The organism is Streptomyces sp. DH41 (assembly GCF_029813785.1).
Lineage (GTDB): Bacteria > Actinomycetota > Actinomycetes > Streptomycetales > Streptomycetaceae > Streptomyces.
The window spans coordinates 122,495-134,217 of sequence record NZ_JARVKY010000002.1; the positions used below are offsets into that span (position 1 = coordinate 122,495).

Consider the following 11,723-nt stretch of genomic DNA (forward strand, 5'->3'; position numbering starts at 1 on the left):
ACGCACCGAGGGCCGGAACCCTTTCGGATTCCGGCCCTCGGCCTTCAGTAGCGGGGACAGGATTTGAACCTGCGACCTCTGGGTTATGAGCCCAGCGAGCTACCGAGCTGCTCCACCCCGCGTCGATGAATGGAACATTACGTCAATCCCACGACGAGAAGCAAATCCCGCAGCTGCGCCACCGCGGGCAGTCGTGCCTCCCCCAGTGCCTGAACGGCCTGGGAGGTACCCCCAGGGCGGCACGGGTGGACGATGGGGGTCCCCCGCTCAAGCGAAGCCGAGAGCGAGGGAGGCACCCCGCCCGCACCGGGCCGCGCGACCCACCCCCGCCCGGCGGCAACGCCGACGCCCTCAAGGCACCCCAGCCCCGCGCAGCGTCACGCGTCACGCGTCACGCCGACAGTTCCTGCCGCAACGCGTCCCGCAGCCGGGCCGCCCGCTCCCCCACCTCCGCCGGGCCCAGCGACACCGCCCGGTCGGCCCACCGCTGTCCCTCGGCCAGCTCCCCCCGCCGCGCGCAGACCAGCGCCAGCCGCAGCGCCGCCCGTCCGTGCCCGGCGTCGGCCGCCCGGCGCCACCACACGACGGCCTCCGGCTCGCTCCCCTCCCGGGCGAGCAACAGCCCCAGGTTGAACGCGCCGTTGCGGGACCCGGCCTCGGCCGCCTCCCGGTACCACCGCGCCGCCTCCACCACGTCGCCCCGCGCGGCGGCCAGCATCCCGACCCGCACCTGGGCCCGCCGGTGCCCCTGGGAGGCCGCCCGCTCGTACCACTCCTCGCACTCGGACTTCTCCTGCGCCGTCTCGCCCAGTTCGTGCGCGGGCGCGGGCGGCCGGCGCGCGTCGAGCACCGTCGCCAGGCGGTACGCGGCCTCCGCGCTGCCGCCCCCCGCCGCGCACCGCAGGAACCGCTCGGCCTCGCGCTCGTCCCCGTCGCGCAGGCGCGCCATTCCGACCTGCAGCGCCGCCTCGGTGTGCCCGGCGGCGGCGGCCCCCTCGTACCAGCGCAGCGCCGCCCGCTCCTCACCCCGTCCGGCGTGCAGGATCCCGAGGTTGAACGCGGCGTCGACGCTGCCCGCCTCGGCGGCCTTGGAGAACCACGGCTCGGCGCCGCTCTCGTCTCCGCCGCGCAGCAGCAGGATGGCCAGCGCGTTGGAGGCCTCCCGGTGCCCGGCGTACGCGGCCCGCCGGTACCACTGCTCGGCCTGCGCGGTGCGCCCCTGCTCGGCGCAGAGCAGCCCGAGGTTGTACGCCCCGTTGTCGTCCCCGGCGTCCATCGCCGCCCGGTACCAGCGCTCGGCGGTCTGGGTCTCGCCGCGCTCGGCGTGCAGCGCGCCCAGCGCGTTGGCGGCGTTGCCGTCGCCGTCCTGCGCGGCCCGCAACCACCACACGGCGGCGCTCTCCGTGTCCCCGGCGTCGCGCAGCAGGAAGCCGAGCGCGCAGGCCGCGCGGGCCTCGCCGTCCTTGGCGGACGTGAGGTACCAGCGGCCTGCCTCCTTCAGCTCGCCCCGCCTCTCCAGGATCGTCCCGAGGTGCAGTGCGGCCCGCCGGTGGCCGCGCGCGGCGGCCTGCCGGTACCACTGTTCGGCCTCGTCGGCCGCGGGGGCCGCGGGGGCCGCCGCACGGTCGCGGCCGACACGGTCGGGCCCGGCGCCCCGGTCCAGGGCCCGTGCCAGCCGGTACGCGGCCTCCCGGTGCCCGCGCTCGGCCGCGGCCCGCATCCACCGCTCGGCCCCGGCACCGTCCCCGCGGTGCTCCAGCAGGTCGGCGAGCGCGTAGGCGCCCAGCACATGGCCCTGCTCCGCGGACTGGCACAGCCAGTACTCGGCGGCGGGCTCGTCCCCGCGCTCGCGGAAGTGCCGTCCCAGGGCGTGGGCGGCCGCGGCGGATCCGGCGACGGCGGCGATCCGCCACCATCCGGCGGCGTCGTCGGCGTACCCGCGCTGGTGCAGCAGGACGCCCAGGTTGTTGGCGGCGGCCCGGTCGCCGGCCGCGGTGGCGGCACGCAGGTGGGATTCGGCCCCGTCGAAGTCGCCACGGCGCAGCAGCATCGCGCCGAGGACGCTCATCGCCTCGACGTCACCGGCGTCCGCGGCGAGTCGCCGGCGTACTTCCTCGGCGGCCTCGTCGGCGGCTTCCTGGGCCTCGTCCGCGCTTTCCTCCTGACCGGACGGCTGGGCAAAACGCCCTGTCCCGAACAGATTTGCCATGTCCCCCATAACGTCCATCGTCGCACCACCTGCAACCTGGGTACATCCGGTATACCGCAGCCAGTGAGGTCACTTCAGCGTTTTGTCGACATGCCCACAGGGAGACAAGTCAAACACAGATCTGCCCAACTCCCCCTGGCGGCGCGGCCGTAGCCTCACCGGCACATGCGTTCGCACATCACAAAGGCCCGGATTCCTTTTGGAATCCGGGCCTTTGTGGTCGTTCGCACGTAGCTCACGACTTCAGTAGCGGGGACAGGATTTGAACCTGCGACCTCTGGGTTATGAGCCCAGCGAGCTACCGAGCTGCTCCACCCCGCGCCGTTGTGTTCACAACCCTAGCACGGCGCGGGATGGGCTTTGACCAGCTCGAACGCCCGGCTCGAAGCAGCAGGGTCAGCCGCTGTCCGAACCTCCACCGGAGTCTCCGGTCGGGGTGGGACTCGGACCGGACTTGCCGTCCCCGGCCTTGTCCCCGGCCTGTTCCCCGGTCTTGCCGTCCCCGTTCTTACCGTCCCCGTTCTTGCCGCCGGCGCTCTCGTCGACCTTGGCCTGCGCATCCTCGGCGCGCCGCAGGGCCTCCTCCAGGTCCTTCTGGGCCTCCGCGTACGCGGCCAGGTCCTTCTGTTCCAGGGCCTTCTGGCCGGCGTCGAAGGCCTCCTGCGCGTCGCCCAGCGCTTCCCGCACCGTCGGGTTGGTGGACGTCGGTGGCGGCTTGGTCGTGTCCTCGCCCTCGTCCGGTGGTGGCTCGGTCGTGCCCTCCCCCGTCGCCTCCCCGAAGACCTTGGCGAGCGCCTCGTCGAGGGTGTTCTCGAAGGCTGTGGCACCCCCGTAGCTGACCAGCACCTTGCGCAGCAGCGGGTACTTGAGGTCGCCACCGCGCACGTAGACCGGCTCCACGTACAGCAGCCCGCCGTCCAACGGCACCGTCAGCAGGTTGCCGTACTCGACCTCCGAGTCGCCGCCTCTCAGCAGCCTGATGGACTCGGCGATGTCCTGTTCGGAGTTGAACTGGCTCTGGACCTGTTTGGGCCCGTCGACGGTCGTACTGGTGGGCAGTTTCAGGATTCTGATCTTGCCGTAGCCGTCTGTCCCCGCCTCGGCGTCGACCGCCATGAACGCGCTGAGGTTGTCACGTCCGTTGGGTGTGAACGTCGTCGTGAGCGAGAACGCCTGCTTGTCCTGGTCGGGCATCTTCATGCTCAGGTAGTACGGCGGTACCGCGTCGCCCGACTTGTTGGTCGGGTCGTCCGGAACCTGCCACACCTCGCTGCCGCTGAGGAACGTGTTGGCGTCCTTCACGTGGTAGCGCGTGAGCAGCTCGCGCTGGACCTTGAACAGGTCCTGCGGATAGCGCAGATGCGCCATCAGCTCGTCGGAGATCTCGTCCTTGTCCTGCACCGTGTCCGGGAACGCCTTCATCCAGGTCTTGAGGACCGGATCCTTGGTGTCCCACTGGTAGAGCTTCACGTCACCGCTGTACGCGTCGACGGTCGCCTTCACGGAGTTGCGGATGTAGTTGACCTGGTTCTGCTGGGCCACCACCGCGCGCTGGTCGTTGGCCGCGGTCAGGGAGTCGGCGGTCGTGTCGCCCAGCGTCGTACGGGAGGCGTACGGGTAGCCGTTCGTCGTCGTGTACGCGTCGACGATCCACTGGATACGGCCGTCCACCACCGCCGGGTAGGCGTCGCCGTCGATGGTCAGCCACGGGGCGACGGCCTCGAGTCGCTCCTTGGGCGTGCGGTTGTACAGGATCCGCGAGCCCTCTCCGATCGCGCCGGAGTAGAGGATCTGCGGCTCGCCGAACGCGGCCGCGTATGCCGCCCGGTTGACCGGGTTGGACAGGTCGACCCCGCCGTCACCCTTGTAGCTGAACGTCTTCTCCCCGGTGTCGTCGGAGTAGTCGATCTCCTTCTGGGGACCGCCGACGATCGAGTACGTGGTGGTCTTCTCGCCGTAGTAGATCCGCTGCTCGTACGTGCCGAGGTCGCCCTCGGACGGCAGGTTGGACTCGGTGAAGACCGGGCGGCCCTCGGAGTCGACCTCGGTGCCCTTGGCCGCGACCACGCCGTAGCCGTGGGTGTAGCGGAAGTGGTTGTTGATCCAGTTCTTCTTCGGGATGCCGGCCAGGTTCAGCTCGCGCAGGCCGATGACCGTGTCCTGGTCCTTGCCGTCCTTGGCGTAGCGGTCGACGTCCAGGTTGTTCGGGAACGCGTAGTAGTTCCGCATCTGCTGGAGCTGCTGGAACGTCGGCGAGATGACGTTCGGGTCCATGATCCGGATGGACGCCGCGGCATCCACGTCGTCACGGAGCTTGGTCTTGTCCTTGGTCTCGCTCACACCCGGGTACTCGGTGACCTGGGTGCCCTCGATGCCGTAGGCCTCGCGCGTCGCCTTGAGGTTCTTCTGGACGTACGGCGCCTCCTTGGCCTGCTCGTTCGGCTGGACCTGGAACTTCTGGACCAGCGCCGGGTACAGGCCGCCGATGAGGATCGCGGAGAGCACCATCAGGCCGAAGCCGATCACGGGCAGCTGCCAGGTGCGACGCCACAGGGTGGCGAAGAACAGCAGCGCGCAGATGACGGCGATGCAGAACAGGATCGTCTTGGCCGGCAGGTAGGCGTTGGCGTCGACGTACCTCAGGCCCGTCCAGCTGTCGGTCGCCTTGAAGTCGCTGGACTTCACCGCCAGCCCGTACCGGTCGAGCCAGTAGGCGACCGCCTTGAGGGCGACGAAGACGCCGATGAGCACCGACAGGTGCCCGGTGGCCGCGGCCGTGGCGCGCGCACCCGGGCTGGTGACGCGGAGCCCGCCGTACAGGTAGTGGGTGAGCGCGGCGGCGATCACGGAGATGACCACGGCGGCGAAGCCGAAGCCCAGCAGGAACCGGTACCAGGGCAGGTCGAAGGCGTAGAAGGCGACGTCCAGCTTGAACTGGGGGTCCTTCTGCCCGAAGGGCACGCCGTTGACCCACATCAGCCAGGTCCGCCACTGACCGGACGCCGAGGCGCCCGCGATCAGACCGACCAGGGCGGTGATACCGAGCAGCAGCCACTTCTTGTACGGGGCGATGCCCATCCGGTACCGGTCGAGGTTCTGCTGCTCCATCGACATGGCGCTCAGCGGCGGCCGCAGCCGGTGGGCCAGCCAGATGTTGAACCCGACGGCGAGTGCCATCAGCAGACCGAAGACGAAGAAGAGTCCGATCTTGGTCCACAGGGTCGTCGTGAACACCGACGAGTAGTGGACCGACCGATACCACAACCAGTCCGTCCAGAATCCCGCGAACATGGTGAACGCCATGGCGAGCACGGCGAGGACACCAAGTGTCATCAGCAGGGTTCGGACACGCCGGGACGGGCGGCCCACTCTGATCCGCGGCCCCGTCGGGGGGCCTCCGCCGCGGTCCGGCATCTGGAAAGCCAAGGTGCGCACCTCGAAGTTCGCTGTTGATCCGTCAGGCCCTCGGGTTCGTGGGCCCCCCGTGCGCCCCCGTGATCGTGGGCCCACACCTATGCAACTTACTCATCGTTTACTCGGTTCCCGATTCGGGCTACCAACGAGGCAGGATTGTGACCATGTCCAACACCCCCATGGCAGCGAACCCCCTCACCCGGGCCGTACTCGAGATCGACGAGTACGTCTCCGGCCTCGGCTGGGACCAGCCCGCACGCCTCTTCGCACTTGTCGACACCGCACGTCTGAGGGCCGACCAGCCCTCGCTCGCGGACCGGCTCGGTCTGCGGGACGAGTCGGAGAGCTCCGGCCTGACCCCGATCGAGCAGGACGAGATTCCAACGGACCAGCCGCTCGACGAGTTCCTGGGCACCATCGCCTGGCCCGACGCGGTGGTCGGCTGCGCCCTCGCCGTGGAGCGCCTGATGCTGCCGCCGTCCGCCGAGGCCCAGGTCCCCGAGGGCCTGAACGAGACGAAGCTGGCGCAGTGGGTGGCGGAGCACCCCGAGCGCCAGGAGGTCCGCATGACGGTCGCGGTCCTGCGCGACGGCGCCCGCGACTCGGCCCTGCGGCTGCGGGAGAAGGACGCCGCCACGGAGGTCCTCACGGGCTCCGACCTGGTGCCGGGGCTGGCCCAGGCGCTGACGGCTACCTTCGAGGAGTAGCTCCGCGGGGCGCTACGCGGCTGCCCGGTCCGTCACCGGGTCCGTCACCGCGTCCGTCATCCGGTCGTGCACTTCGGCAGGTCCGAGGTCTTTCCCGAGCGGATGTCCTCCAGCGCGCCGAGGGCGTCGTCGATGGTGTCCACCTTCACGAGGGTGAGCCCGTCGGGGATGTCCTCGGCGGCGGCCGCGCAGTTGTCGGCGGGCGTCAGGAAGTACTGGGCGCCCTTCTCGCGTGCGCCGATGGTCTTCATCCCGATGCCGCCGATCGGGCCGACCTTGCCGTTGTCGTCGATCGTTCCGGTGCCGGCGACGAACTTGCCGCCGGTCAGGTCGCCCGGCGTGAGCTTGTCGTAGATGCCGAGGGCGAACATCAGACCGGCGCTCGGGCCGCCGACGTCGGCCAGCTTGATGTCGATGGAGAACGGGAACGTGTGATCGGTCCCGGCGGCGATCCCCACGATGGCGCGCTTCTCACCGGCGTCGTCCGAGGCCGCGGTGGCGATCGTGACCTCCTGCGTGTCGGTGGGCGTCCGGCCCTCCTTCTCCGCGGCGGCCTGCTCCTTGGCGGGCACGATCGTGAAGACGACGTCCTGTCCGGGCTTGTGCTCGGTCACCAGCTCGGCGACGTCCGCCGGCTTCTTGACGGTCTTGCCGTCCACCGCTTTGATCACGTCTCCGGCGTGCAGCCTGCCCTCGGACGGTGAGTCCTTGACGACCGTGGAGACGACCACCCAGGACTTCACCGGGATGTCGAGTGCCTTGAGGGCGGCGACCTTGGCGCTCTCCTGGGACTGGCTGAACTCCTCGGCGTTCTCCTGGGTGGCCTCTTCCTCGGTCTTTCCGTCCGGGTAGAGGGTCTCGTGCGGCACCACGCGGTTGTCGTGCGCCAGCCAGCCGTAGACGGCCTCCACGAGGTTCATCTTGTACTCGGCGCTGGTGACCCGGACGGTGGTCATGTTCAGATGGCCGCTCGCCTCATAGGTCTCGCGCCCGTCGATCCGCAGCACCGGCTCGCCGTCGTGGTCGCCAAGGGTGTTCACCGTCGGCCCCGGGGACATCTCCGCGTACGGCACGGGGATGAACACACCCGCGCACAGGAGCGCGATCAGCATCAGGGTGGAGGCGAGCATCGTCGCGGTGCGGCGTGGCATGGCACGACAGTACGGGACGGGGCTGTCAGAACACCGTCAGGGATGCGCCGTACGATCAGGCTCCGGTGCGGGGCTTCTCCATGGCCTCACGGAAGCGGGCGTAGCCGTCCAGCTCGGGCCCGTCGCTCCGTGCCTTGCGGGTCCGGTTGGCCCAACTGCCCCACAGACCCGCGCCGACGGCGGCCACAAGCGGAATCAGCAACCAGGCAAGCGCTGCCATGCCGACCTCCCAACCCCATGAGCGTCCGCGACTGACTGATCAGCAGATTAACCATCCGCAGTGACAACGCTCACGCCGGGGGGTCGGTTACGCAACCGGAGTCACGGGAGCGGCGCGGTCGTCAGCACGCGCCGACCCACTCCTCGGTCCCGTCCGAGAAGGACTGGTGCTTCCAGATGGGCACCTCGTGCTTCAGGTCGTCGATCAGCTTCCGGCAGGCGTCGAAGGCCTCGCCCCGGTGCGGGCAGGACACGGCGACGACCACGGCGAGATCCCCGACCTCGAGGTCCCCCACCCGGTGCACCGCCGCGAGCGCCCGTACGGGGTACTCCGCGACGACCTTCTCGGCGATCCGCCGCATCTCGGCCTCGGCACTGGGGTGGCACGAGTACCCCAGCCGGTCGACGTCACTCCCCCCGTCGTGGTCGCGGACCGTCCCGACGAACAGCGCGGTCCCGCCGGCCGCGTCGTCTCCTACGGCCCGGAACACCTCGTCCACGGACAGGCGCGTCTCCCGGATGCCGATCAGCTTGACGGGATCCGGGGCGGCCAGCTCACCGGGGTGGTCGTTCGTGGTTGCCATACGCCCATCGTGCCCCACGCCACGGACGGCGCGGAATAGCGCTATCGCCCCGCACGCACGCGTACCGCTTTGGAGCCTCCTACAGGGCCTCGCGGTCGCCCGCCTCAGATCCGTCGCCGGGCCTCAGATCCGTCGCCGGACCTTTCGCGCCCGCCGCACCACCGCGGCCGCGCCCAGCAGCGCCACGGTCGCTCCGGCGGCTCCCGCCGCGGTCGCGTCCTTGCGCCCGAGCCGCCGCCCGGCGACCGTGTGCCGCCCGGCGACCTCCTCCAGCAGCTCCGCGAGCACCTCCTCGTTGGTGTACTTCGGCCGCCATCCGGCGTCGTGCAGCCGGCTGCCGCTCACCACCCAGGGGTACATCGTGTACGCCAGGTCCCCGGCCGGGGACGGGGTCAGGCCGATGCGGTGCAGCCGGGCCGCCGCGCCCAGCGCGACCGCCGACGGCAGCTCCATCCGCCGGATGCCGCTGAGCTCCTCGACCTCCTCCTGCTCCAGCCAGCCGTCGCAGCCGACGGCCAGTTCCCCGTCGGCCTTCTCCAGCACGGCGTACTCCAGCGCACTGCACAGGTCGTCGATGTGGCAGAACTGCCAGGCCGGCCGCGACCCGGCCACGACAAGCAGCCGAGGAGACTCGAAATACCTGGTCAGCGCAGTGTCCATACCTCCGACCAGCACCGCCGGCCGGACGACGGTCACATTGAGGCCGGGGTGCGCGCGCGGTGCGCGACGTGCGAGCCGCTCGATCTCCAGCAGGTCCCCGACCCCGGTGGCCTCGGCCGTGGCGCGCAGCTCCGCGTCCTCGGACAGCGGCAGCTCGTTCTCCGGCAGGGCGCCGTAGACCATCGCGGAGGTGCACAGCACGACACGGCGTACGCCGGCCGCCGCCGCGGCGGTCAGGACGGTCTGTGTCCCCCGGACGTTGTAAGCCGTCCGGGCGGCCGCGTCGGTCTCCAGATCGAGGTCGAGCGCCAGGTGCACGACCACGTCCACGCCGCGCAGTTTCTCGGCGATGGCAGGGTCCCGTACGTCCAGGATCTGCCACTGTGCCGCCGTGCACTCACCACGCCGTTCATCGATGGCCACGACCTGTCTGACCTCGTCGGACGCGGCGAGCCGCGCGGCGAGCAGTGCCCCGACACCGGACGCGGCACCGGTGACCGCGACGACGGGTCCGCGCGCGCCGGGGCGGGGGGAACTGGTTGACTGGTTTCGCGCTGCGCGAACCTGCGGATCTGGGGAACTCACCGGGCGTCTCCAGCGGTTGTCTTCAGTACGGGCGCGAGCGACGCGTACGTACCAGGTGGCATCCATCCTGCCGCAGGCCGTCAGTCGGCGAAGCACCGAGGCCCGAACCGCCCCGGGTGTCTACGCTGGGTGGTGAAGTCGGGCAGCCGTGCCGCCGGAAAGAACCGGCGGCCCTACCAGCCGAGGAACCCCGTGAGTGACACCCCATTCGGATTCGGCCTTCCGCCGGAGGAGCCGGACGACGGCGACGAGGGCAAGAAGAAGGACCAGCAGGGCGGCGGTGGTCAGGGACCGGCCAACCCGTTCGGATTCGGGCCCGGAGCCGGCGGCCTCGGCGGCCCCGGTGCGGACAACCCGTTCGCTGCCATGTTCGGTTCCATGAACCCCAACGACCTGGGCGCCGCGTTCCAGCAGCTGGGCCAGATGCTCTCCTACGAGGGCGGCCCGGTGAACTGGGACATGGCCAAGCAGATCGCCCGCCAGACGGTCTCCCAGGGCACGCCGGACGGCACGAAGGACGCCAGCATCGGTCCCGCCGAGCGCACCGCCGTCCAGGAGGCCGTACGCCTGGCCGACCTGTGGCTGGACGACGCGACCGCCCTGCCCTCCGGCGCGGGCACCGCGGTGGCCTGGAGCCGGGCGGAGTGGGTCGAGGCGACCCTGCCCGCCTGGCGGGAGCTCGTCGACCCGGTCGCCGAGCGCGTCGGCACCGCCATGGGCGACGTGCTGCCCGAGGAGATGCAGGCCATGGCCGGCCCGCTGATCGGCATGATGCGCTCCATGGGCGGCGCCATGTTCGGCACGCAGATCGGGCAGGCCGTCGGCGTGCTCGCCGGCGAGGTCGTCGGCTCGACCGACGTGGGCCTGCCGCTCGGCCCGGCCGGCAAGGCCGCGCTGCTGCCGGCGAACATCGAGGCGTTCGGCAAGGACCTCGGCGTGTCCCAGGAGGAGGTGCGGCTGTATCTCGCCCTGCGCGAGGCCGCCCACCAGCGCCTCTTCGCGCACGTGCCGTGGCTGCGCTCGCACCTGTTCGGCGCGGTCGACGGCTACGCCCGCGGGATCAAGGTCGACACCGCCAAGCTGGAGGACGTGGTCGGCCAGTTCGACCCGCAGAATCCCGAGCAGCTGCAGGAAGCTCTCCAGCAGGGCATGTTCCAGCCGGAGGACACCCCGGAACAGAAGACCGCCCTGGCCCGTCTGGAGACGGCTCTGGCGCTCGTCGAGGGCTGGGTGGACGCGGTGGTGCACGCCGCCGCCAAGCCGCGCCTGTCCTCCGCCGACGCGCTGCGCGAGACGCTGCGTCGCCGACGCGCCTCGGGCGGCCCGGCGGAGCAGACGTTCGCCACGCTGATCGGCCTGGAGCTGCGTCCACGCCGCCTGCGCGACGCCTCGCGTCTGTGGGCGTCCCTGACGGACGCGCACGGCGTCGACGGCCGGGACGGCCTGTGGGCCCACCCGGACATGCTGCCGACCGCGTCCGACCTGGACGACCCGGACGGTTTCGTACACCGTGAGCAGCTCGACTTCTCCGAGCTGGACAAGATGCTCGGCGAGGCGGCGGGCAAGCCCGACCTGAAGAAGCCCGATCCGAAGGAGAAGGACGGGAAGGGGCAGGACGAGACCGACGGCAAGGGCGAGGGCAAGGGCGACGACGCCGAGTGAGCCTCCACGACGACGCGGTCCTGGTCCTGAAGGGCTACGAGGGCCAGGACGAGCTGCGCCAGGTCTACCTGGACCACCTCGCCGCGCACCCGGACGGCCTGTGGAAGGCCTGCGGGGACGGGCACCTCACGGCGAGCGCCCTCGTGATCGACCCGTCGCGCGAGCGGGTCCTGCTGACCCTCCACAAGAAGCTGCGCATGTGGCTGCAGATGGGCGGCCACTGCGAGCCGGTCGACGAGACCCTGGCGAGGGCGGCCCTGCGCGAGGGCACGGAGGAGTCGGGCGTCGCCGGACTCACCCTGCTGCCCGGCGGCCCCGTGCGGCTGGACCGCCACCACACGCCGTGCGCCTGGCACCTGGACGTCCAGTACGCGGCGGTGGCTCCCGAGGGGGCCGTGGAGGCGATCAGTGACGAGTCCCTCGACCTGCGCTGGTTCCCGTACGCGGAGGTCGCGGACGTGGCCGACGACTCGGTCGTACGCCTGCTCGAGGCAACTCGGGCCCGGCTCTGAACCCGTAAGGGGTGACCGCC

9 protein-coding genes and 2 tRNA genes are annotated in these 11,723 nt (G+C 70.9%); 3 read left to right on the forward strand and 8 right to left on the reverse strand.

Features of this window, described 5'->3' with window-relative positions; translation table 11 throughout:
* Positions 1–48: 48 nt before the first annotated feature.
* From QC283_RS03740 to QC283_RS03755, 4 genes are all read right to left on the reverse strand, one after another.
* Positions 49–122: transfer RNA gene (locus tag QC283_RS03740), tRNA-Met, on the reverse strand.
* A gap of 269 nt (positions 123–391) precedes the next feature.
* Entirely contained in the window at positions 392–2,218 is a 1,827-nt protein-coding gene (locus QC283_RS03745; protein WP_279559877.1) for a tetratricopeptide repeat protein, read from the reverse strand.
* Positions 2,219–2,456: 238 nt separating this feature from the next.
* Positions 2,457–2,530 (reverse strand) — tRNA-Met (locus QC283_RS03750).
* A 75-nt stretch (positions 2,531–2,605) separates the two neighbouring features.
* Entirely contained in the window at positions 2,606–5,623 is a 3,018-nt protein-coding gene (locus QC283_RS03755; protein WP_279560384.1) for a UPF0182 family membrane protein, read from the reverse strand.
* 164 nt (positions 5,624–5,787) lie between these two features.
* Between QC283_RS03755 and QC283_RS03760 the strand changes: the two genes are divergently transcribed.
* Positions 5,788–6,330, forward strand: coding sequence for a PPA1309 family protein (locus QC283_RS03760; RefSeq protein ID WP_279559878.1), 543 nt, complete (start codon positions 5,788–5,790; stop codon positions 6,328–6,330).
* A 56-nt stretch (positions 6,331–6,386) separates the two neighbouring features.
* On the opposite strand, the gene QC283_RS03765 is transcribed toward QC283_RS03760, so the two are convergent.
* The 4 genes from QC283_RS03765 to QC283_RS03780 all read right to left on the reverse strand — a co-directional run bounded on the left by QC283_RS03765 (position 6,387) and on the right by QC283_RS03780 (position 9,529).
* The gene (locus QC283_RS03765) at positions 6,387–7,481 is read right to left on the reverse strand and encodes a YlbL family protein (protein WP_279559879.1); all 1,095 of its coding nucleotides are present in this window, start codon (positions 7,479–7,481) and stop codon (positions 6,387–6,389) included.
* 55 nt (positions 7,482–7,536) lie between these two features.
* Positions 7,537–7,701 (reverse strand): hypothetical protein, encoded by a 165-nt coding sequence (locus tag QC283_RS03770; protein ID WP_007444545.1) that lies wholly within the window; start codon positions 7,699–7,701, stop codon positions 7,537–7,539.
* A gap of 121 nt (positions 7,702–7,822) precedes the next feature.
* On the reverse strand, positions 7,823–8,284 hold the full coding sequence (locus tag QC283_RS03775) for a molybdenum cofactor biosynthesis protein MoaE (protein ID WP_279559880.1): 462 nt from the start codon (positions 8,282–8,284) through the stop codon (positions 7,823–7,825).
* Positions 8,285–8,407: 123 nt separating this feature from the next.
* Positions 8,408–9,529, reverse strand: a complete 1,122-nt coding sequence (locus QC283_RS03780; protein WP_279559881.1) for an SDR family oxidoreductase — start codon at positions 9,527–9,529, stop codon at positions 8,408–8,410.
* 192 nt (positions 9,530–9,721) lie between these two features.
* On the opposite strand from QC283_RS03780, the gene QC283_RS03785 reads away from it, so the two are divergent.
* Together QC283_RS03785 and QC283_RS03790 are read left to right on the forward strand one after the other, a co-directional pair.
* On the forward strand, positions 9,722–11,191 hold the full coding sequence (locus QC283_RS03785; protein ID WP_279559882.1) for a zinc-dependent metalloprotease: 1,470 nt from the start codon (positions 9,722–9,724) through the stop codon (positions 11,189–11,191).
* On the forward strand, positions 11,188–11,703 hold the full coding sequence (locus tag QC283_RS03790) for an NUDIX hydrolase (RefSeq protein ID WP_279559883.1): 516 nt from the start codon (positions 11,188–11,190) through the stop codon (positions 11,701–11,703). Before QC283_RS03785 ends, QC283_RS03790 begins: the two co-directional genes overlap by 4 nt.
* Positions 11,704–11,723 lie beyond the last annotated feature (20 nt).